The 21,406-nt window shown below is 48.4% G+C and carries 20 protein-coding genes; 1 reads left to right on the top strand and 19 read right to left on the bottom strand.

Annotated elements, in window-relative coordinates; translation table 11 throughout:
* Positions 1-401 precede the first annotated feature (401 nt).
* From DXD02_RS11305 to DXD02_RS11265, 9 genes are all read right to left on the bottom strand, one after another.
* Positions 402-890: a hypothetical protein gene (locus DXD02_RS11305; protein ID WP_117510553.1), complete on the bottom strand. Its 489-nt coding sequence runs from the start codon at positions 888-890 to the stop codon at positions 402-404.
* A gap of 277 nt (positions 891-1,167) precedes the next feature.
* Positions 1,168-1,692, bottom strand: coding sequence for a GNAT family N-acetyltransferase (locus DXD02_RS11300; protein WP_055225836.1), 525 nt, complete (start codon positions 1,690-1,692; stop codon positions 1,168-1,170).
* 25 nt (positions 1,693-1,717) lie between these two features.
* Positions 1,718-2,158: a GNAT family N-acetyltransferase gene (locus tag DXD02_RS11295; RefSeq protein ID WP_117814375.1), complete on the bottom strand. Its 441-nt coding sequence runs from the start codon at positions 2,156-2,158 to the stop codon at positions 1,718-1,720.
* 27 nt (positions 2,159-2,185) lie between these two features.
* Positions 2,186-2,680 (bottom strand): AAA family ATPase, encoded by a 495-nt coding sequence (locus DXD02_RS11290; protein WP_117814376.1) that lies wholly within the window; start codon positions 2,678-2,680, stop codon positions 2,186-2,188.
* Positions 2,677-3,237, bottom strand: a complete 561-nt coding sequence (locus tag DXD02_RS11285; RefSeq protein WP_276511279.1) for a histidine phosphatase family protein — start codon at positions 3,235-3,237, stop codon at positions 2,677-2,679. Before DXD02_RS11285 ends, DXD02_RS11290 begins: the two co-directional genes overlap by 4 nt.
* Positions 3,238-3,347: 110 nt before the next feature.
* Entirely contained in the window at positions 3,348-3,590 is a 243-nt protein-coding gene (locus DXD02_RS11280; protein ID WP_243106529.1) for a DUF4177 domain-containing protein, read from the bottom strand.
* Positions 3,583-4,188, bottom strand: coding sequence for a thymidine kinase (locus DXD02_RS11275; protein ID WP_022462768.1), 606 nt, complete (start codon positions 4,186-4,188; stop codon positions 3,583-3,585). The genes DXD02_RS11280 and DXD02_RS11275 overlap by 8 nt, the downstream gene beginning before the upstream one ends.
* A 24-nt stretch (positions 4,189-4,212) precedes the next feature.
* Complete coding sequence (locus DXD02_RS11270; RefSeq protein ID WP_243030644.1) at positions 4,213-4,587, bottom strand: GNAT family N-acetyltransferase; 375 nt, start codon at positions 4,585-4,587, stop codon at positions 4,213-4,215.
* Positions 4,588-4,752: 165 nt separating this feature from the next.
* Positions 4,753-5,703, bottom strand: a complete 951-nt coding sequence (locus tag DXD02_RS11265; RefSeq protein WP_055225843.1) for a 3'-5' exonuclease — start codon at positions 5,701-5,703, stop codon at positions 4,753-4,755.
* A gap of 283 nt (positions 5,704-5,986) precedes the next feature.
* On the opposite strand from DXD02_RS11265, the gene DXD02_RS11260 reads away from it, so the two are divergent.
* Positions 5,987-8,044, top strand: coding sequence for an ATP-binding protein (locus DXD02_RS11260; protein WP_118666856.1), 2,058 nt, complete (start codon positions 5,987-5,989; stop codon positions 8,042-8,044).
* Positions 8,045-8,079: 35 nt separating this feature from the next.
* On the opposite strand, the gene DXD02_RS11255 is transcribed toward DXD02_RS11260, so the two are convergent.
* The 10 genes from DXD02_RS11255 to DXD02_RS11210 all read right to left on the bottom strand — a co-directional run bounded on the left by DXD02_RS11255 (position 8,080) and on the right by DXD02_RS11210 (position 21,345).
* Positions 8,080-9,255 (bottom strand): glycoside hydrolase family 130 protein, encoded by a 1,176-nt coding sequence (locus DXD02_RS11255; RefSeq protein WP_022461807.1) that lies wholly within the window; start codon positions 9,253-9,255, stop codon positions 8,080-8,082.
* Positions 9,245-10,423, bottom strand: a complete 1,179-nt coding sequence (locus DXD02_RS11250; protein WP_117510537.1) for an AGE family epimerase/isomerase — start codon at positions 10,421-10,423, stop codon at positions 9,245-9,247. Before DXD02_RS11250 ends, DXD02_RS11255 begins: the two co-directional genes overlap by 11 nt.
* An 18-nt stretch (positions 10,424-10,441) precedes the next feature.
* Positions 10,442-11,464: a glycoside hydrolase family 130 protein gene (locus DXD02_RS11245; protein ID WP_117510535.1), complete on the bottom strand. Its 1,023-nt coding sequence runs from the start codon at positions 11,462-11,464 to the stop codon at positions 10,442-10,444.
* A 306-nt stretch (positions 11,465-11,770) separates the two neighbouring features.
* On the bottom strand, positions 11,771-12,772 hold the full coding sequence (locus DXD02_RS11240) for a substrate-binding domain-containing protein (protein ID WP_055266843.1): 1,002 nt from the start codon (positions 12,770-12,772) through the stop codon (positions 11,771-11,773).
* Positions 12,773-12,784: 12 nt separating this feature from the next.
* Positions 12,785-14,974, bottom strand: a complete 2,190-nt coding sequence (locus tag DXD02_RS11235) for an alpha-galactosidase (protein ID WP_118666855.1) — start codon at positions 14,972-14,974, stop codon at positions 12,785-12,787.
* A gap of 107 nt (positions 14,975-15,081) precedes the next feature.
* Positions 15,082-16,800, bottom strand: a complete 1,719-nt coding sequence (locus DXD02_RS11230) for a phospho-sugar mutase (RefSeq protein ID WP_118666854.1) — start codon at positions 16,798-16,800, stop codon at positions 15,082-15,084.
* Between the two features lie 167 nt (positions 16,801-16,967).
* Entirely contained in the window at positions 16,968-17,318 is a 351-nt protein-coding gene (locus tag DXD02_RS11225) for a helix-turn-helix domain-containing protein (protein WP_055266839.1), read from the bottom strand.
* On the bottom strand, positions 17,315-18,574 hold the full coding sequence (locus DXD02_RS11220) for an AfsR/SARP family transcriptional regulator (protein WP_055266837.1): 1,260 nt from the start codon (positions 18,572-18,574) through the stop codon (positions 17,315-17,317). The genes DXD02_RS11225 and DXD02_RS11220 overlap by 4 nt, the downstream gene beginning before the upstream one ends.
* A gap of 255 nt (positions 18,575-18,829) precedes the next feature.
* On the bottom strand, positions 18,830-19,468 hold the full coding sequence (locus tag DXD02_RS11215; RefSeq protein ID WP_158579817.1) for a metal-dependent hydrolase: 639 nt from the start codon (positions 19,466-19,468) through the stop codon (positions 18,830-18,832).
* A gap of 260 nt (positions 19,469-19,728) precedes the next feature.
* A complete protein-coding gene (locus DXD02_RS11210; protein ID WP_117805124.1) occupies positions 19,729-21,345 on the bottom strand; it encodes an amidohydrolase in 1,617 nt (538 codons plus the stop codon).
* Positions 21,346-21,406: the final 61 nt, after the last annotated feature.

Here is a 21,406-nt window from a genome sequence, read left to right as displayed (position 1 = left end):
TGTGTGAACCTCACAGTCGGTATTTTCACGGAGTCTGACATGTCGAAAATAGTTCGACTGTGACTTACCTCATGTCAGTGGAGGATACCGATTTCTCTCCGCCCGCCACTGCTGTTATGTTTCTTTTAACAATTCATCCCACCGCTTTAGAAGCGGGGGACTTCTTGTCTACTGATGTTAAAATTCTGCTTCCATTATACCGTCTCCGCCCTTCGTTCTCAATGCCAAAAATTTTTCGAATCAAATTTGGTACGCCTGCGGCATAAAAATATCTCTGTTTTACTGATTTGCTCCAGTAAAACAGAGATATTTAACTTCCTATATATTCCGAAAGTCCCTTACGCAAAAATACTACTCATGAGTAGTATATAATATTCTTCTCTTTTTTTCAATGCTGTCTCTTAACAGATTTTCCCAACCAGCACTACAATCCCAGCTGTCACAAGTGCAATGATCAGATACAGAATCGTCGCCAGGCCTCGTTTTGTCAGCACGGTTTTCCATGGTTTTATGTACGGAATCCCTTCCATTCCTTTGATCTCCCATATTTTACTGTGTCCAACCCACACCCGGTCAAGCATAATTCCGTCGAACCAGTTCATCACCACAAGGAAGAGGTAGGATTGGAGATATGCCGTCTTGAAATCGGTGACTTTATTCCAGACAAAAATGATCGCGATCAGCACCACGAACAAAATGATGCAAAATGGAATCATAACCTGCTTTCCTTTTTTCATGACCGCATCTTTGTCGATCAGTCCACGTTTATCGGCTTCTTCTATATATTCCTTTGGGTAAAAATAAACACAGTTCATTCCATCATTTCTTACCAGACACTTTACCATCAGAATAAACAGAAGACAGTATAATATGTTTTGCAACAACAGCATCTCACATTCCTCCTCAGACTACCGTTTATGTTTCTTATAGCTTCATGTTAGTTCAGGCTAATCACATTGTCAAGAGGACTTGCTGTTTTTACATTAACACTGCCGCAATGGATAAATCATAATCGTTTATAAAGCAAAAAAAGAAACGAGCAAGTCCTGTCAGGCATAAACCTTACCCAGTGAAAACCCATTTCTTTTTTAGACAATGTCAAAGATACCATACTTCTTTCTCCCATCGAACTTTCTTTACACTCGTCCCTCATTTATTTTACAATTTCTATTTCAGATTGCAAAACTCATCCGCCGTCAGCTCATAGTCGACAGAAGATTCCATTTCCCCCAGCTGATTTTTCCAGGAATTGTAATGGACTGCGGTTTTGCGGAAGCCGAGTTTTTCGTAGACATGCTGTGCTCTTGTGTTTTTGAGGTTGGTATCAAGAAAAATAACGTTGGCTCCCATGCGGAACAATTCTTCTATGAGCATGCTCAGTACAACTCTTCCAATGCCTTTTTCCTGGTAATCGGATTCGCAGATTTTGATTCCGATTTCATATCGATGATTTTCGAATACATAGAAACTCATTTCGCCGATTCGCACATCGTTGTATTCTATGATGAGTCTTCGTCTTGTTTCATCGCTGTCGTCGGCAATCTGTTTTTCAATTTCCGCTGCGCTTGTCCCAAGCCCGTTTGGAAATCCGGCGTGGGCCATGACGGTTCCATCGTTCCACCAGACGGCTAATTGTTCACAATCTTTCTTTTCGGCATTTCTAATGCACAGCTGATTGTATTTTATGTTCATTTCTTCTCTCTTTCTCTGCAATCACTTACAGCTTAGACTCATACCATTCCTCCGCCGTTTTCTCAAATCCGACCGACTGGAACATGCGCTGGCTTTGTCCATTAAAAGAATAAATATTGGCTTTTACCCGCTCCATTCCCTTTTCTCTTGCAAGCTTCAGCATCTCCAGAACGCACCGTCTTCCGATATGCTGATTCTGGTATTCTTTACAGACAACGACAGCGATTTCACTATTCTCTCTCAGCGAAACATCTCCCACCAGCACGCCCTTATATTCTATATAATAGCAGTCACCGTGCGCGGTAAGATAATCATACATCCGATGCAACAGCTCCACATCATACGGCTCCTCCCGGTTGTCCACCTGCTTACACACGTCCAGATCCTGATACCACGGAAGAGAGGCCTCGTCATTCCTGTAATATGGGATCAGCCGGAGTTCATTGTCTATGATTCGTTCGGTCATTTTGGTTTGGCTCCTTGTTTTTTGATCTTAAAGTGCTGCAATTTCCTCTGTAATTTCACAGACACTCTTATTACTCGTATCAATTTTTACCGTATCAAGTACCTGATACATCTGAATTCGTGCAATGCTTTTGTCCATAATCTCTTCCGTACGAATCTTATTTGCGATGTCGGATAATAACCGCTTCCGCAAATTTGCTTCATCCACAATCAGCGAAATTTTAATCACTCTGCATTCTTCCGTGTCCAGCTTACTGACGATTTCATCAACAATACTCTGCTCATGCATCACCCAGCAGAAAATAACGTTTTCATAAGCGCTGCAGTGCAGAAAGTTATTCAGCAGATAACAGATGTTGTCCATCACCATCGCTTTCGTCTCATCCGTCACCTGAAACGGATCGGCATCCCAGCACCAGTCTCCGTCAAGAAAAACGCTGTTCGTCAGCTCTTTTTTCAGTTGCTGGCTTACTGTCGTTTTGCCAACGCCCATCGTTCCGCCGATCAAATATAATGTTTTCATTTTTCTCTCCCCATAACACGAATATCCGAAAAAATATCGTTTTCAAAAAGGATTTCAAATCCATCTGCCGGCCGAAATCTGCCATTCAGGATTTCTTTTCCATGGAAAGATATTTTTCTTACTTTGTTTTCCGCATCTTTCACTTCAATTTCACAGTAAGAAAGCAAATATGCACAGATCGCCGTCGCATGAGAAACCACGAGTGCCGTTTCACCCTCTTCCATCTGGCAGACAATGGAATCTATCGCTGCTTTCATTCGGACCTTCACCTGATTTAATGATTCCCCGCCCAGATTGCGAAAATCGTGATCTTCATACTGTTTCAGCCAGAAATCCTCCCTGGCATCCCCGATCGTTCTTTCATGCAGCTCCTTCACAATGACCGGGTGATCTGCGATGAATTCAGCCGTTTCCATTGCTCTCCGATAAGGTGAAGAAAAGCATCTGTCCACATTTGAAAATATATTTCTTTTTGATACAGCAAGTGCTTTTCCCTTTTCCGATAAAGGAATCCTTTCATTCGGCATATCTCCTTTTTCCGGGATAGAATGCCGCATTAAAAATATCTTTTTCATTTTTATCTCCTTCGACAGAATATTTTATTCGGTTATCATTGACTCGGTTGTAACCGAGTAAAATAATACATCTGCTCGAAAAGTGATTTGGCTTATTTCTCTTTCCGAAATGTAATCACAAACGCCCCCTTGATCTGCATGGAGGTCGCCATATAATCGTATGTGACGAGTTCCCATCCTTCGGCGGCTCTTTCGTTGATGCGTTTGTCCAGAATTGCAAGGTCGGCTGCATCGGCTTTGTCTGAGAACCATTTTGTTCCTACGGTTAAAAGTTCCACGAGTTTATCCATCAGCTGCGCTCTCTCCTGCACTTCCTGTATTCTGATCTCACTCATCTTCCTTCCACAGCTTTCCTTCCTTATAATGCTTCCTGCAGAGCGCCACATAACTCTCATTCGATCCAAGGAAAATCTGCGCACCTTCCCGCACGATTTTTCCGTTTGCATATCTCGTATTGCACTGTGCACGTTTTCCGCACCAACAGACCGTCGGAACTTCCTCGATGACGTCGGCGATCTCCATCAGCCGCATGGATCCCGGAAACAGACGGGTCCGGAAGTCGGCACGCAGGCCGTAGCAGAGTACCGGGATCTCGTAAAAATCTACGATATCCGAAAGCGTATCAACCTCCTCCGGTGAAAGGAACTGCGCTTCGTCGATCAGGATCGCGTCCACTTTCTTTCCATGATACCGGTATTCCCCGCTGTCCGCACTCCATGTCTCCGAAATTTCTTTTAAAAACTCATCCACATACTCCGCCGGTGCTTCCAGCCCGATGCGGGATTTGATCTCATGCTCTCCGTCGCGGTTGTCCGTCCGCGGTTTCAGCAGAACAGCATACTGTCCACGCTCCTCATAATTATAGCGAACCATCAAAATATTAGCAGATTTCGAACTGCCCATCGCGCCGTAGCGGAAATATAATTTTGCCATTGTTTTTCGTCCTTTTGTCTTTTCTTATTCTTTCAGTTCTTTCCGTAAAAACGGCTCCTCATCAAGCTCTGCGTTTTCAAAGCTGTGATAAAATTTATCTGCATTTGGATTTGTCGCCCGAATCAGATAATATTGGTTAATCCCATGTTTCCTGCAGTCTTTTTCCATCTCCTGAAACAGCCCCTGCGCAACGCCTTTATGTCTGGCTTCCGGCAGCACATAAACCCAGTCCACATACGCCATCCGGTAACCGTCCTGCATACATCCGTAAAAATGATACTCAATTCGCCCAAGAACCTGATCATTCTCCATAGCAAGAATGGATATTGTATTCTGATAGAAGGGATCTTTTACTCTTCTTCGCAGCCCTTCCCGATCCACCGCTTCCACATGCATCATCTCCGGCTCTGCCCCCATTTCTTTTCTATAACAGAAAACTACCGACAAACCTGCTTTTATCGATAGTTTCTTCAATTTTTATTATAACCGATCCCGCTCTGTTTTCCAATTAAAAAGGCAGAAGAAATGAAACCTTTTATCCCGTTTCCATTTCCTCTGCCTTTCTTACATTTCTTTCCTCTTCTGATTCCTCTTCTTCCGCAGGTTCTCTTTCTTCTGCCGGATTTCCCCCGCCTCCTGTTCGCTGCTGATGCGGATGGTTTTCACGACGAAGAGTTTTCCTTCGTCCGAATGTTTCATGCGGGCTTTGCCTTTCAAATATCCGTGCTCCGGGCACCAGGCTACGCAGTAGTAGTTTTTCCCGCCGGCCGAAAACCAGCGTAAGCGTTTTCTTGCCGTTTTCCCGCAGATGCAGCAGTGCGTGCTGCAGACCTCGCGGTCGTGCATGGCTTCTTCTTTTGTGTCGAATTCGCGGGAGATGAATTTCGTGTAGCCATTATAGACGGCGTGGATCTCCTCTTTTTTCGATTTCGGGTTCTGATATACGTCGATCGAGTCGTACGCCAGCACAACATCCATATCGATGCGCGCAAAAATGTCGGCCGTATATTTTGCATCCGAAAGCGCCTGATGAAAATGCTCGTCCTTCGGGAGATGGAGGAAGTCGGCGGCGTACTCGAGCGCCCGGCGGCTCTTCATCGTTTCGTACTGGATCGCGAACAGTTTCTGTACATCGTAAAAATGAATCGGCCCGCGGATCAGCGACAGGAGGTTATAAAATTTCATGTTCCGCTGGAGCTCCGTCAGGTCTCCCGGTCCCCAGGTGCCGAACATGCACGCACCGCCGGAGAATGCAAAAAATTCCTGCACGGCCTGCGCAAATGGGATTCCGTTCTGCAGATCCTCTTCTGTCAGTCCGACGACCTCGCGCGTCCGGTGATGGAGATGCTGGTAGACCACCGGTTTTACAATCCGGTGAAACGTTCCCACCACATTCCGCTCACCATCCATCTTCACCGCGCCGATCTCAATAATCTCAAACGGCAGCTTCGGGTTCTCTTTTCCTTTTCCATAGGGACACTGGTTCCATTCCAGGTCAAAAATCACATAGTCCATTGTATTGTCAATCCTTCATTCTGTGTCGTCTGTCCCTATTATAAATGATTTTGATATAATGAGCAACTATCTGGCAATTCCATTCTCCGCCCATTCTGGCAATTTTCTTCCTATGCATTACATTTCCCATTCATTTCATCCCGTTCTCTTTCAAACTTAACGCTTCTTTTATTGAAATCCCAGGGTAAATCCGATATAATATTTTTAACTCCGGTCTTCGTTTTTACTCAAAAAAATCACCTGAAAAAGCCGGAAATATTACGAATTTAGATGAGCATCCGATATGAAAACAAAATTAACGCAAAAACAGATTCGATTTCAGGCGCTTCTGCTGTTTTTTATTACATTTTTTCTTGTCGAGCTCTGCGCCGTTTTTCTGTATCAGAATCAGTTAAAGGAAGCAAAGCTGAAAGCTGACTATACCGCACAGACGACCATCGGCCGCGTGAAATCACAGTTAAACCATTATCTTGCCGAATCCAATCTGATGAAACACATGATTGAAGCCGGTTATACCGTCGATGACGAAGAGTTTTCCGTCCTCTCCTCGCTGATGCAGGACGACCAGAATGTCATCAAAGCACATGAGCTTGCAAAGGACGGCATTGTCACACTGATTTATCCGATGAGCGGAAACGAAGCCGCACTCGGACTTAACATGCTCGAGCATCCTGCCCGGAAACAGGAGGCACGCCTTGCCAAAGAGAGCGGCGAATACACGATTGCAGGACCGTTTGAGCTGCAGCAGGGCGACATCGGAGCACTGCTTTTTGACCCGATTTATACCACCGATGCCAACGGTGACCAGACCTTCTGGGGCTTTTCGATTCTCGTTCTCGACTGGGAATCGTTTCTGAACGAAATTGAACTGGATACACTGGAAGAAGCCGGCTACACCTACGAACTCTGGAAAATTTCTCCGGCCACCGGCGAACACGTTTCCATCGCACACTCCGGCAATTCCCGGCGTTCCGATGCCATAGAAGTTCTCTGCACCGTGCCGAACGACACCTGGCATTTTGAAATTGTACCGAAAAACGGCTGGCTCAGTCCGCTGCAGGTTTTTGTTTCCTTTGCACTCGGGCTCATCCTTTCCCTGCTTACCTCTATTGGTTTTCTGCAGTTCCAGATGCGCCGCTATAAAGATGAGATTCACGCAGCAGAACTGGAAAAAGCCGTACAGGAAGCGCAGTCTGCCAACGAAGCAAAAACACGTTTTCTGTTCAACATGAGCCACGACATCCGAACCCCGATGAATGCCATCATCGGTTTCTCGGATCTGCTGGAAAAACACATCGACGAAAAGGACCGCGCGGTCGACTACATTGCAAAAATCAAGTCCTCCAGCAGTTTTCTGCTCTCCCTGATCAACTACGTGCTTGAGATGGCGCGCATTGAGAGCGGTAAGGCCTCGCTGAAAATTGAGCTCGGCAGCTACAGTGAGCTGATCAATTCCCTGAATGCAGTGTTTGAGCCTTCGTTAAAAAGCAAAAATCTTTCCTATCTCTGTTATAACACGGTGGAACACGATGCCATCCTCTGCGACCGGACAAAAATACGGGAGATTCTGCTGAATATCATCAGCAACTCCATCAAGTATACGCCGGAGGGCGGAAAAATTTCCGTAAAAATCGAAGAGACACCGGCACCAAGGAAGGGCTTTGCCTCCTACCGCATCACCGTGAAGGACAACGGCATCGGCATGAGCAAAGAGTATCTGCCGCATATTTTTGAAGAATTTACAAGAGAACATTCCTCCACCGAAAGCCACATCACCGGAACCGGCCTCGGCCTTCCGATCGTCAAATCCCTCGTGAATCTGATGGGCGGAACGATCGATGTGGAAAGCGAACTCGGTGCCGGAACAATAACTACGGTCTGCCTCACGTTTGGACTTCCGACCGAAGAACAGCTTGCGGCTCACCAGCATAAAGACGAGATTCTCGAGCAGTCCCTGCAGACGCTTTCCGAAAAACGCGTGCTGCTTGCCGAGGATAATGACCTGAATGCAGAAATTGTACTCACCGTTCTGGAAGAAAACGGCATTCACGCCGAGCACGTAAAAGACGGCGCCCTCTGCTTAAAAGCAGTCCAGAACGCACCAGAAGATTATTACAATGTTATTCTGATGGATATTCAGATGCCGAACATGAACGGCTATCAGGCCGCAGAAGCGATCCGTGCACTCCCGGGAAAACGCGGGGAAATCCCGATTGTCGCCATGACGGCAAACGCGTTTGAAGAGGACCGCCGAAAAGCACTGGAATCCGGCATGAACGCCCATATCGCGAAACCCGTTGACGTTTCGGTTCTTCTCGAAACACTTTCCAGGTTTTCATGACCTTTACAGATCCCGATGCGCCGCAGCGGACGCTTTTATTTCTCGTTTTTCAGCAGCTCCAGGTTTTTGGAGATCAGCTCGCATCTCTGTTTTACGCAGTCCGGGGATCTGTGCGGATCCTGCGGTGTGTTGAACAGATAGTCCTCGAGTTTGTCGATTGTGGTGGTTGCTACATGCATTCTTGTATCGCAGGATGCATAGTAGATGTAAACCTCTCCGTTCTCACGCGCAATCGCGCCGTTTGTAAATACAACGTTGGAAACGTCTCCGACTCTCTCTTTTCCAAGCGGAACCAGGAATACACCGGACGGCTCTGCAATGACTTTGGACGGATCGTTCAGATCGGTACCGAAGACATACAGAACGTAGCGAAGGCCTGCTGCTGTATTTCTTACACCGTGTGCAATGTTGATCCAGCATTTCTTACCGCGGATCGGCACTGCTCCGGCACCGTTTTTGGACTCGGTCAGGGTATGATAAATACGTTTGCTGATGATCTTCTCCTCATCGATGACAGCGTGTGTGATATCATCGCAGAGTCCGAAGCCGATTCCTCCGCCGCTTCCGGTCTCAATGAAACCATCCATCGGACGGGTGTAGAAGGCATATTTTCCGTCTACGAACTCCGGATGCAGAACAACGTTTCTCTGCTGCGGAGAACGTAAGGTTTTCAGGTTGTCCAGACGCTCCCAGGTCTTCAGGTCTTTCGTTCTTACGATACCAGCCTCAGCAACAGCCGCGGACAGATCCGGATCGTTTTTGTCCTTGCTCTCAGAGCAGAACACTCCGTAAATCCAGCCGTCCTCGTGCTGGGTCAGACGCATGTCATAAACGTTGGTTTCCTCTGCGCAGGTATCCGGCAGCACAACCGGGTAATCCCAGAAATGGAAGCCGTCGATACCAGTATCACTCTCTGCAACAGCAAAGAAAGATTTTCTGTCATTGCCCTCCACGCGGACAACGAGATAATACTTTCCATTCAGATAAATCGCGCCGGAGTTCATCACAGCGTTGATGCCGAGACGCTCCATAAAGTACGGATTCGTCTCCTCATCCAGATCATATCTCCAGTGAACAGGAGCGAACTCTCTTGTCAGCACCGGATACTCATAGCGGTCATAAATACCGTTGTAAAAATCTGCTTTTGTGTTCTTTCTTGCCACAAGGCGGTCTACCTTGGCTTTTTCCACATAATACTGTTTATTCAGCATCTTTTAACCTCCCAATTACTTCCATACACATACGTCCATTGTGATACGGGCATTTCCACGGTTCTACAATCGGCTCATGAATCGGGCTTCCGTCTGCATTCACGCACCAGAACCACTCAGACCCCTCTCGTTTGTCGATCACATATTCCTTGATGTAGCCCCAGATGTCTTTTGCCGCATCGAGATACTTTGTTTCCTCCGGTTTTTTCTGCCATGCATTTAAAAATCCAACGACTGCTTCTGCCTGTACCCACCAGACTCTTGTGGTATCATCCACACCGCGCTCGCACTCATTCATCAGCGAATGATTTTTGTATGCCGTGTTGTAGATATTTTCCGCAATCTCTCCGGTGATCGGCAGCAGTTTTTCCCGGTAAGCCGGATCGCCGAGCACTTCTGTACCCCGGTCGATCAACCAGGAAGTCTCGATATCATGGCCATAAGAATACAGATCAATCAGCGTATTCCATGTCCGGTCGAAAAATACTTCCTGACGGCCTTTTTCTTTGTTGTATACTTTATCCGCGAAGAGATCCATCATAAAGCGGAGACGGTCACCGGTAAACGGATCCTTTGTCACGCGGTACAGCTCGGTATATGCTTCGAAAACATGCAGCAGCGTATTCATGGTCTTCTCTGCCATGACGCCGTTCTCCGAGAGCTTTTCATTGCTCTCCGGCTTGAAATCGCGGGTAAATGCCTCGAGATAACCGTGCTCGTCGGTGCAGTGTGTCTCGATGATCTGCTGCAGCGATTTTGCCAGCTCCAGCGCCTCGGTGTCGCCCGTCGCATCAAAATACGTAGACAGCGCATAAATTGCAAATGCCTGATTGTACGTATGCTTTGTCGTATCGAGCGGTTTTCCGTCGTAGGTGACAGACCAGAACACGCCACCGTACTCGCGGTCCACACACGCCTGTTTCATAAAGCGGTACGCATGCTCCGCATCGGCGCGCAGCTTCTCGTCCTTTAAGGTCAGGTACGCATTCGAGAAAAACCAGAGAATTCTGCTGTTTAAGATGCAGCCCTTCTCATACGTTTTCTGCACGTTCAGATCAAAGTCCTGATAGCCGTAAAATCCGCCGTATTCCTCATCTCTTAAGCCCTCCCAGAACGGAACGATCCGTCCAGTAAGCTCCTGCTTTACTTCCTTTGCCAAAGACTGCATCTTTTCTTTCCTTCTTTCTTATCTTCTTCCAATTTCGGTGTCAGACTCGCGTACGACACTGTTTTTCTTGATATAATCTACAATCAGATCTACGGTTGTGAATGCCAGTCCTACATACGTATCGGCTGCGCCGTAGTAGATCGCGATCTTTCCGGTCTCTGCATCGTGAATGGTTGCGCACGGGAAGGTTACGTTCGGAACGAAGCCTCTCTCCTCATACCACTCTTCCGGTGTCAGAAGGAAGTTCTGGCAGCGGTATTTTACGATGGACGGATTCTCTTTGTCGAGGATTGCGCCGCCGATGCTGTATACATAGCCATTGCAGGTGCCGCTTACACCGTGGTAGAACAGCAGCCATCCTTCGTTGGTCTCAATCGGAGCTGCGCCGCCGCCGATCTTTAAGGACTCCCACCACTCCGGGCTCTTGCTCATGACGTGGCGGTGTTTGCCCCAGTACAGCATATCCGGGCTCTCGGACAGGAAGATGTCACCGAACGGTGTGTGGCCGCTGTCGCTTGGACGGGACAGCATCACGAAGTTGCCGTTGATTTTTCTCGGGAAGAGAACGGCATTTCTGTTGAATGGAAGGAATGGATTCTCCACACGTACGAAGGTTTCAAAATCTTTTGTTTTTGCCATTCCGATGGCTGCACCGTAGAAGTCCTGGCACCAGATGATGTAGTAGGTATCTTCTACTTTTACAAGACGCGGGTCATATGCGTAAACCGGCATGAACGGTTTGCCTTCTTCGTCAACGAACTGGATTTTGTTCTCATCGAAATTCCAGTGGATCGCATCTTTGCTTCTTCCAAGGTAGATGTACGGGATTCCGTTTGTCTGCTCACCACGGAATACTCCGATGAACTCGTCGCCGTACGGCATAACGGCGCTGTTGAAGATTCTTGCTACTTCCTTCACCGGATTTCTTCCGATGATCGGATTCTCGCTGTATCTCCACACCGGTGCACCGGAAAACTCAGCCGGGCCTTCCTGCCATGGCATATTTTTGACAGCATCTCCAATAATTTTAACTTCGCTCATTTTTTGAAACCTCCATGAAAAATATTGTTTGTTTATGAGTTGTACTTTGTTTTTTTAAGTTTCTGTTAGTGGACAGAATCTTGTTTTTTAATTCTTTTTTCTCCGAACCGCCGTGTTTTATCACCCTCACGCCCAGTCCTTTAGCTTAATTTTAACATAGATGATTAATTTTTCAACTGGAAATCACTTAAAAAAATAAGTTCCGTTAGATACTGTCAATTTTTAAGTGACTTTGTTGTGTAATATGTACAAAAACGGGGCATTTCAAAATGCCCCGTTTCTTAATTTATAATTCAGTTATAAAAATCAAAGCTTTACGCTCTCTTTCGGCACCAGCTGTCCGGAGACAATTTCCATATTTTTGCCGGATGCCGCGCCGCGGATCTGCTTCAGCGCTTTTTCGAGCGCTACTTTTACCATCGCCTTCGTATTGATCTCATACGAAGTGATCTTGAGATCCGGGAAACCCGGATACAGGTAATTGTCGAAGCCGACAACGGAAACATCCTCCGGCACGGAGATGCCGCGTTTTTCCAGCTCGAGCATCAGAAGGCCGGCGGTCAGGTCGCAGTTGCAGACGAACGCTTCCGGCATCTGTTCCGGGAGATGAATTTCGATCTGGCCCCGCTCATCACGGTCCTCCAGAATCCATTCCGCCGGTGTCACATCGCGGTGTTCCAGAACAGCCTTGGAAAAACCGCAGTACCGATCCATGATACTGCTGGAAAAATGAATCGAACCGACAAAAGCCAGCTTGGTAAGGCCATGCTCATACAGGTATTCCGTCATCAGATACATTCCGTGAAAGTTATCTGCGATCACGGCATCTTTTGCCAGCTCATTGTCGTAGAAATCCAGAAATACGATCGGAAGATCCACGTTTTTCTTCAGATAGTGGATGTAATCGCGGCTCGTGTCTCCCATAAGGATCAGCGCATCGACGGTCTGCTCCTTGGCGATGCACGGCACGATCATCTCATCTTCCATCTCCTGTTTCAGGATCTCCACGGTCACCATACAGCTCTTTTCCGTCGCCGCCAGTGCCATCTCCTGATACATTTTCCAGTAAAATGTCGTATACTCTGCCAGATACCGTTCCGGAATCACCACTCCGATGCAGCGCAGGCTTTTTCCCTGTGTATTTCTCGCTCCGCTTCCCGGCTGGCGGTACCCCATTTCCTTTGCAATTTCCAGAATCCGGGCGCGCATCTCATCGCTGACCCCTTTCTGTCCTGTAATCGCGTTATGCACGGTGACGGCGCTGACGCCCGCCACCTTTGCAATATCTGCCAATCTTACTTTTGCCATATCCGTTGCTCCTTAGTCTACTGCAACAAAGTGATACAGTCTGCTGACGAAATCACCCCAGAAATCTTTCATCCGGAAACCGGCATTCATCAGCATCTCGCCGCTGTAAACCTCATCGGTTCCCTCCAGACGATATTTTTTCGCCGGATCAAAGCCGCGCAGGCGAACCTTGCGGGACGGCATATTTGCCTGTGCCAGCACCTGTACGTAGGTCACAAGCACTTCGCTTTTATCCTCCGATGCTACTGCCCAGCAGTCGGATCTGTGGTTTTCACGGCTGGAAAGAATACGGTAATACTCTCCCTCGCGGATCAGTTCATGATATTTGTGATACATTGCGGTCTGCTCCGGAATCAGCTTTCTCTCTTCTTCCGGCAGTTTTGTGATATCAAGCTCATAGCCGAACGTTCCGGCCAGTGCCACATGGCCTCTCGTTGTAAACGGAGTTACACGGCCAACCGTGTGGTTCGGGCATACGCTGACGTGTGCACCCATTGAGCAGAGCGGGTAAATGAGGGCTGTTCCCTCCTGGATTTCCAGACGCTCAATCGCATCGGTGTCGTCGGAGCACCAGATCTGCGGGCTGTAGTAAAGCATTCCAGGATCGAAACGTGCACCGCCGCCGGAGCAGTTCTCCAGAAGCAGATCCGGGAACTCCTGTATCAGACGCTCCTGCATCGCATACATACCGAGCACGTAGCGGTGGAACAGCTCCTGCTGGGAATCTTTGTCCAGGTAGGTGCTTCCCAGGTCGCTTAACTGACGGTTCATATCCCATTTCACGTATTTGATGTTTGCACTGCGCAGGATTTTTGCCACACATTCATACGCATAATCCTGCACTTCCGGGCGGGAGAGATCCAGCACGTACTGGCAGCGGATCTCAGTCGCTTCTCTTCCCGGAATCTGAATCGCCCATTCCGGGTGCTCTCTGTAGAGATCAGAGTCCGGGGAGATCATCTCCGGCTCGAACCAGATACCGAATGCAAGACCGATTTCATTCACTTTGTCAACCAGATTTTTCAGGCCGCCTTTGATCTTCTCTTCGTTGACAACCCAGTCACCGAGGGAAGAATCGTCTTTATTTCGTTTTCCGAACCAGCCGTCATCCATAACAAGCATCTCGATGCCGTCTTTTTTTGCCTCTCTTGCGATATCGAGGAGTTTATCGGTATCAAAATCAAAGTAAGTTGCTTCCCAGTTGTTAATCAGAATCGGGCGTTTTTTGTGGTTGTACGGGCTGCGGATCATATGTCTGCGATAAAATGCATGGTAGGAACGCGTCATTTTGCCAAGTCCCTCGGCAGAGTAGACCATAACAACCTCCGGCGCCTGGAATTCATCGCCGGCTTTTAAATTCCAGCAGAACTCCTCCTGGTTGATACCCATGACCATGCGAACGGTATCAAACTGGCATCTTTCCACCTGACCGATGAAGTTTCCGGAATATACGAAATGCATTGCGTAAACCTCGCCGCGCTCCTGATCCGTTCCCGGTGTTACCATTGCCACGAACGGATGCTCCTGATGGCTGGACTCGCCTCTTCCGGAGGAAACGAGCTGTTTTCCGTAACGGAGCGCACCCTGCTGGATGTGGCGTTCTCTTCCCCAGGATCCATGAAGAGAAAGCATCTCAAAGTCTTCGTTGTCCATATCGAGGCAGGCACTGTAGATTTTCTCTACTTTCAGCGCTTCACTGCCTTCATTTTTCACGCGGACACTTCGGGTGATAACGTTTTCTTTTGCAAAAACAGAGTAGGAAAGGACAACAACAAGATCAAGAACAGGATCTTTGCAGGTGATTTCCAGAGTTTCTACTTCGTCCTCGGTTCCAAAAGAAGCCGGAAGACCGGTCAGCGGGCGTTTTCCTTTGAAAATTTCATAGGAATCAAAGAAAATCTCACATCCCATACGACCCTGTGCATTTTTTATATTCAGACAGCTCTCACGGTAATCGCCGACTCCTCCGGTCGGGTATTCCATTGGAAAACGATCGAGGAACGAAGATTTCTCTCTCTTATTGACGGACGGGGTAAACGGCGGCTCATCCATGCGGAGCGGATACAGATCCGGCTCTCCGTGCAGAAGGGGTCCGTAGTAAACATGTCCGACGTAGCCTTCCGGGCTCAGGCCGATCACATACGTCGTATTCTCTGTATTTAACTGAAAAAGCTTTTTCTCATCATAATATAAAATCGCCATTTTCTTCTCCTTATTTCAGGTAAGCTTGATCCGCCGGGCCGATTTTTGTACAAAAAGACCTCACCCGCCGGGCTGAGGCCTTTTTTTGTTTCTATATCACACAGCGTTTAAGCAGTTACCATTGCATTTTTTAATTTTTCCAGTTTCTCGGCTGCATCTTCAAGGGATGTGCCTTTTACGCCGAAATAGAATTTGATCTTCGGCTCAGTACCGGATGGGCGCACACAGCACCATGCGTTGTTTTCCAGCTCATAGTAAAGAACGTTGGAGGACGGAAGTCCGGTCGCGCTCTTCTCTCCGCTTACGAGATCCTGGCGTACATCTGCTTTGTAATCGCGTACGGCAAGAACCTGGAAACCGCCCAGCTCTTTTGGCGGGTTCTCACGGAAGTTGGTCATCATGGTCTGGATCTCTTTTGCACCGTCGATACCTTTTAAGGTCATCGTTGCAAGACCCTCTTTGTAGTAGCCGTACTCCTCGTACATATCCACCATGGCATCCCACAGTGTTTTGCCCTGCTGTTTGTAGTATGCAGCAACCTCGCAGAGCATCATAACTGCCACGCAGGCATCTTTATCTCTTGCATATGTTCCGGCCAGGCAGCCATAGCTCTCTTCCAGACCAAATACATAATTGTGTGCACCGCTCTGCTCAAAAAATTTGATCTGCTCGCCGATGTATTTGAATCCGGTCAGAACCTCGATCAGTGCCACGTTATAAGCTTTTGCGATTGCTTTTGCCATATCGGTCGTAACAATCGTCTCAACGAGTGCCGGGTTCTCCGGCATGGTTCCGTTCTTGGTGCGCTCGCGCAGGATGTACTCTGCGATCAGCATACCGGACATATTTCCGGTGAAGCTTACGTACTCGCCGGTCTTGCTGTCTTTTGCATAAACGCCGAGACGATCTGCGTCAGGGTCGGTTGCAAGAATGATGTCAGCGTCTACTTCTTTTGCCAGTTTCAGCGCCAGTGTCCATGCTTTCTCGTCTTCCGGGTTCGGGTAAGCCACCGTCGGGAAGTTTCCGTCCGGCATTTTCTGCTCTTTTACAACGTAAACCTGATTAAAGCCAAGCTCGCGCAGAACGCGGCGTACCGGCACATTTCCGGTTCCGTGAAGCGGTGTGTAGACGATCTTCATATCTTTTGCCGCATCTTTGATGATTTCCGGATGAATGCTCTGCTCTTTTAATTTTGCGACGTAACGGTCATCAAAATCGGTTCCGATGACCTGGAACAGGCCTTCTGCTCTTGCATCATCTTCTTCCATCGTTTTAACGGCAGAAAACTCGGTTACTTTTGCTACCTCTGCGAGAATGTTTTTGTCGTGCGGCGGTGTAATCTGTGCGCCGTCCTCCCAGTATACTTTGTATCCGTTGTACTCTCTCGGGTTGTGGCTTGCGGTAATGACGATACCGGAAATGCAGCCGAATTCACGGACAGCAAAAGAAAGCTCCGGTGTCGGACGCAGGGACTCGAACAGATACGTTTTGATTCCGTTTGCATTCAGGCAGAGTGCTGCTTCGCGTGCGAATTCCGGAGACATTCTTCTGGAATCGTGTGCGATGGCTACGCCTTTTTCCTGTCCGTTCTGGGAAATGATGTAGTTGGCAAGGCCCTGGGTTGCCTGGCGTACGGTGTAGATGTTCATGCGGTTGGTACCAGCTCCGATGACACCGCGGAGTCCGCCGGTACCGAACTCAAGCTGACGGTAGAAACGATCTTCGATTTCAGCCTCGTTTCCTTCGAGCGCTTTCAGCTCTTCTCTGGATGCCTCATCAAAATATGGATCATTGCACCATTTTTCATATACTTCTCTGTAACTCATGTTTGTTATCCTCCCTGTCTGTTGTACTTTATTTAACTTAAGACAGCAGACTTTTTCTGGATTTAAGCTCGTTTCATCACAGCTTAAAGTTACCATTTGTTTAGTCTGCTGTCAACTTAAAAATTAATTTATTTTTTCTAATTCTCTTGGTTCCTGATAAAGCTCTTTTAGATCACTGAGAACCTGTACTTTTCCTTTGCGGTCTGCGGTGCTCCAGGCTTTTCGTCAGTTCCATGACAGCCTTCATATAGCAGGCATGATCCTCTCTTAACCGGCCATACCTTCCGCAGCGTTCCGCGCAGACGGTACATCATATTTTTCAGTGCTCCGTACGGATTTTCACTCTTCTCATCCGTCCAGAGTGCTTCGGTTAACTGTTCCAGTGTTACGATATGGTTTTTGTTGCAGATCATATAAACCAGCAGCTTTGTGATCATCGGGGAATGAATCGCTTCCTCGTTGAGGCAGCGTGTTTCATCGTACATGCGGAATCTTCCAGGCAGCTGTACGCGAATCATAAAACATCGTCTCCTTCTAAGAACTCAAGCTCTTTTTCGGTCTGAATTGCCGGCAGTGCACTGTATTTCAGATTCTTTGCCCAGCCTTTTTTCTCCTCGGAGAAGCGCTCGCTGATTCTCTTGTAGACGAGTTCGCATCCTCTCTGGCTGCCGCCCTGCAGCAGAATCACATACTGGGACGGGCTGTATTTTGCAAAGAAATCGGAATGACGCAGGCTGCGTTTCATTACCTCAAGCAGCTTTTCGGACATACGGTCAAGGCGCGGACCGCCTTTTGCCGGGTAACCTTTTCCGTCTGTAATGGTGCACAGCATCAGCCACGGCATCTGTCCGTTCAGCTCGGACATACGGTAAACAAGCCGGTAGCAGTCACGGAATCCGGCGAGGGAACAGAAGAATGCTCCGCCCTTTTCTCCCGGGCTCTCCTGAAGATCTGCCTGTACCTCTTCGATCACGCGGTGCCTGCTGCCCATGCGGCTTCCCAGATAGCGGTACTGCTCCACCAGTTTCTCGCTCGGTGTAACACCAAGCTCTTCAAAGTAATGTTTCGAGGTCTGCTCGTACAGTTTCATGGCCTCTTTGTATCTCTCCAGGCCGATCAGCGCCTGCATCTGGACTGCCTGCCACTCGTCGAACGGATACAGTTCGGAAGCAACAGAAGTCAGTTTCTGCAGCTCATCGAACTCCTCGTTTTTCAGAAGATACTCACTTACTTCTTTCAGTGCATCGGAATATACTTTTTTCAGCTGCGCACGCTCCGCCTGTACCCACTCTTCCTCTCCGAAATCTGCAAGGAACTCTCCGGTGTACAGCTCCAGTGCTTCGATCATCTGATCCATGCGCGCTTTCTCGTCCGTCTCTTTTCCTGCTTCCAGAATCTTATTTTTGATATCAATCGCATCTACCTCGACCGGCATCGGGCTGGTCCAGTGGTAAACGCCTTTCTGTGTATAAATGTACTCAAACTGCGGAAGTCCTGCCTCGACAAGGCTTCTTTTCAGGCGATGTACGCCGACACGCAGGCTGTTTGCCGCGTCCGCCACATCTTCTCTTCCGTATGTGCTCTCCAACAGTCTTCCTCTGGAAATTCCATTGTCCTTGTTATAGAGGAAAATCTGCAGAAGTCTCATCGATTTTGTTGCCATTGTTTTCCGGAAGGAAATCGGCTGGTCGCCGTACTCCAGGAAAAAACTTCCCATCATGTGTACTTTTAAAAGCGGTAACTGTTCTGTTTGGTTTTTCATTTCTTCGTTCATACTAACTCCTGTATTGCCTGTTGTGCTCTAATCTCTGTTGTCGGTTGCGCTGCGCTCCGCAATCGGCTGCGGTAACGGGCCGGCGGTTCCCTGTTCGTTCATTTCAAAAACAATTACGGACGCCGGATTTCTGTTTTCTATTTTACATCATTTTAATCAAAAATCCTACTATAAAATGTATAAAATATTAACTTTAACACCGAAAAATTCCTGCTTTTTCTTCTTTTGTCTTGTTATCTTTTTGTCAATCCCATCTCATCCGTAAATTGCCCGCATGATTTTAGCCATCAGCCGCCCTGCAGGCGCCGAGAGCACCAGTACTACAGCAAGAGATACCATGCCGCACCCGAGCAGTGCGCGGTTCACAAGTCCCCGTGCTGAGCAGAATCCGAGGCAGAATCCCTTCTTCCAGGGCCAGAACAGCTTTTCCGGTTTCCGGTTGAAAAAATCGAGCACCAGATGGGACAGAAAGCCCACGGCAAAATAAGCGGACGCATCCGGGTAGATGATGTCCACGCACGCCGTCAGCAATGCCAGCGCCGCAAATGAATGCATGAAGGAGCGGTGCGGCTGCTGTTTCCCATAGGCGCAGATCAGCAAAAATGCTGCCGTTCCGGCGAGGAGACGCAGTACGCTGCTGTCGCTTGTGAGGCGGCGGTAAATTCCAAGATTCAGTTTATACTCCGCAAGAATTGTGAGCACCGCAACTGCAACTGTTGCCGTAATGATCTTATCGGCATCGCGGTGCGCCTGTGAAGTGCCGACATCAATGTCACTGATCAAACCGCCGATCGCGGCAGCCCCGGCACCGGCCACAAGCGCGGGAACCGTCTGCGGCTGTAAAACAGCAAGTGCCGCTGCTGTTCCAATAAAAAAATGTGTTCTTCCAAGCATTTGTCTGTTTTTTCCTTTCGTAAAATTTCCTTTATCATAGCACATTCCCGTCCTTTTATGCAACCATTTGTTCGATTCTTTTACGACCGTATGGTCCTATCAGGATCAAAAAAGAACCTCCTGCGACCGTTCATCGCCGCAGGAGGTTCTCCTCTGTTTCTGCCTTTATTCCATACTATTTCCAGGTTATCTTATTTCACGTTTTTCCCTTCATTGTATGAATTTTCATTTGACATTTATCACTCATTTGAGTTATATCTTTATGCTTCATATACCAGTTCACCAGCAAGATATGTCCGGCACACCGGAATGTCTTTGATCGTGCTCTCATCCACCTCAAACGGATTCTGACCCAGTACGACGAAGTCTGCCATCATACCTTCTGCGATCTGGCCTTTCACGTTCTCCTCGAAACTTGCCTCGGCGCTGCGGATCGTGTAACTGTCGAGTGCTTCCTGTACGGTGAATTTCTGATCCGGCAGGTACGGGCCGACGTGGTCGCGCAGCGTTGTTCTTGTGACAGCGCACTGCATGCAGGCGAGGGCATCCGGCAGCTCTACCGGGCAGTCAGTTCCGTTGCTGACGGAGACGCCGTTGTTCATCAGCGTCTTCCAGCTGTAGCTTGTGCTCGCAAGCTCTTTGCCGACGCGCTCCTCTACGATATGGTTATCGTAATCGAGGAAGATGCTCTGTGCGTAAACGTGAAGATGCATTTTCGCGATTTTTTCAAGCTGATCGGCTCTTGTGATCTGGCAGTGCACGATGCCGTGGCGGTGATCTTCTCTCGGGTTTTCAGCAAGGGCTTTTTCATAGGCACTTAACACGCGGTCGAGGCACGCATCACCGATCGTGTGAACTGCAGCCTGCATGCCGTGTGCATTGGCGTAGCCGATCATCTCATCCATGGTTTCCTGGGTGAATACCGGGATTCCGCAGGTGGACGGGTCGTCTGCGTATGGGCGACTGAGGAATGCTGTTCTCGCACCGAGTGCGCCGTCGCCGAGCATTTTCAGCGGTCCGATTTTAAAGCGGTCTGTGCCGATGCCGGTCACATTTCCAGCCTCAACGAAACCTTTTAAGGATTCCAGATCGGTAAAGTTGCTCTGCTCGTAAACGCGGACGGTCAGCTCGCCGGAATCCTCGAGTTCTTTGTATGCTTCGTTGACGGTCTGCCACGGAACGGCGCGGTAAACGCAGTAATCATCACTCTGGCTGCTGGTGACGCCGTAGCTGTTCAGGGCTTTGCAGGCGCTGCGGATCATATCTTTGATTTCCTCTTTGCTCGGCACCGGAATGCTGTCGTAAACCGGTTCCATTGCATTGTCGAAGAATCTTCCGTCCGGCTCACCGTTTTCCATACCGATCTCTCCGCCCTCCGGCTGCGGGGTATCTGCGGTGACGCCGAGGAGTTCCAGTGCTTTGCTGTTGACTACGAGGCAGTGGCCGCACGCTCTCGTCGCGCAGATCGGAACTTCAGTTGATACGCGGTCAAGATCGTAGCGGTTCGGCATGCGGTCCACGTCCGTGAAGTAATCCTGATTCCAGCCGCGGCCCATCAGCCATGCGCCGTCTTTTCGCGGATGCTCTTTCTGGAAGGTGTCGAGGCAGGCGAGCATATCTTCCAGGCTTTCGGTATGTGCGGCAAGCTGCGCTTTCAGCAGGGAGCTTCCGTAATTTAAAAGGTGCATATGGCTGTCGTTAAAACCGCTGCAGACGAATTTTCCGCCGAGGTCTACAACTTTGTCGCCGGCTGCTGCAAGGGCATCTGCCTCTGCGCTGCTTCCGGCGAAAACAAATTTGCCGTCTTCTACTGCAAACGCTTCGACAAGCGGCAGTTTTCCGGTGTAGACAGCTCCGTTTTTGTAAATTGTTTTCATATCATTATCCTGCCACTCAAAATGTGATTAAATATACTTATCACATCGAGATAATGTAAGT

This window comes from Blautia sp. TF10-30, assembly GCF_003481245.1.
In the GTDB taxonomy this organism is placed as follows: domain Bacteria; phylum Bacillota; class Clostridia; order Lachnospirales; family Lachnospiraceae; genus Fusicatenibacter; species Fusicatenibacter saccharivorans.
Note: the sequence above shows the minus strand (reverse complement) of the source record. Positions and strands in the feature narration are given on the sequence as shown.

Coding starts and splice junctions, on each gene's coding strand:
- DXD02_RS11215 (WP_158579817.1), bottom strand. CDS start 19,468: ATGCTTGGAAGAACACATTTTTTTATTGGAACAGCAGCGGCACTTGCT.
- DXD02_RS11250 (WP_117510537.1), bottom strand. CDS start 10,423: ATGCAGTCTTTGGCAAAGGAAGTAAAGCAGGAGCTTACTGGACGGATC.
- DXD02_RS11210 (WP_117805124.1), bottom strand. CDS start 21,345: ATGAAAACAATTTACAAAAACGGAGCTGTCTACACCGGAAAACTGCCG.
- DXD02_RS11270 (WP_243030644.1), bottom strand. CDS start 4,587: ATGATGCATGTGGAAGCGGTGGATCGGGAAGGGCTGCGAAGAAGAGTA.
- DXD02_RS11300 (WP_055225836.1), bottom strand. CDS start 1,692: ATGAACATAAAATACAATCAGCTGTGCATTAGAAATGCCGAAAAGAAA.
- DXD02_RS11305 (WP_117510553.1), bottom strand. CDS start 890: ATGCTGTTGTTGCAAAACATATTATACTGTCTTCTGTTTATTCTGATG.
- DXD02_RS11235 (WP_118666855.1), bottom strand. CDS start 14,974: ATGGCGATTTTATATTATGATGAGAAAAAGCTTTTTCAGTTAAATACA.
- DXD02_RS11220 (WP_055266837.1), bottom strand. CDS start 18,574: ATGAACGAAGAAATGAAAAACCAAACAGAACAGTTACCGCTTTTAAAA.
- DXD02_RS11255 (WP_022461807.1), bottom strand. CDS start 9,255: ATGCTGAATAAACAGTATTATGTGGAAAAAGCCAAGGTAGACCGCCTT.
- DXD02_RS11225 (WP_055266839.1), bottom strand. CDS start 17,318: ATGATTCGCGTACAGCTGCCTGGAAGATTCCGCATGTACGATGAAACA.
- DXD02_RS11280 (WP_243106529.1), bottom strand. CDS start 3,590: ATGAGTGAGATCAGAATACAGGAAGTGCAGGAGAGAGCGCAGCTGATG.
- DXD02_RS11290 (WP_117814376.1), bottom strand. CDS start 2,680: ATGAAAACATTATATTTGATCGGCGGAACGATGGGCGTTGGCAAAACG.
- DXD02_RS11265 (WP_055225843.1), bottom strand. CDS start 5,703: ATGGACTATGTGATTTTTGACCTGGAATGGAACCAGTGTCCCTATGGA.
- DXD02_RS11285 (WP_276511279.1), bottom strand. CDS start 3,237: ATGCGGCATTCTATCCCGGAAAAAGGAGATATGCCGAATGAAAGGATT.
- DXD02_RS11260 (WP_118666856.1), top strand. CDS start 5,987: ATGAAAACAAAATTAACGCAAAAACAGATTCGATTTCAGGCGCTTCTG.
- DXD02_RS11275 (WP_022462768.1), bottom strand. CDS start 4,188: ATGGCAAAATTATATTTCCGCTACGGCGCGATGGGCAGTTCGAAATCT.
- DXD02_RS11230 (WP_118666854.1), bottom strand. CDS start 16,800: ATGAGTTACAGAGAAGTATATGAAAAATGGTGCAATGATCCATATTTT.
- DXD02_RS11240 (WP_055266843.1), bottom strand. CDS start 12,772: ATGGCAAAAGTAAGATTGGCAGATATTGCAAAGGTGGCGGGCGTCAGC.
- DXD02_RS11295 (WP_117814375.1), bottom strand. CDS start 2,158: ATGACCGAACGAATCATAGACAATGAACTCCGGCTGATCCCATATTAC.
- DXD02_RS11245 (WP_117510535.1), bottom strand. CDS start 11,464: ATGAGCGAAGTTAAAATTATTGGAGATGCTGTCAAAAATATGCCATGG.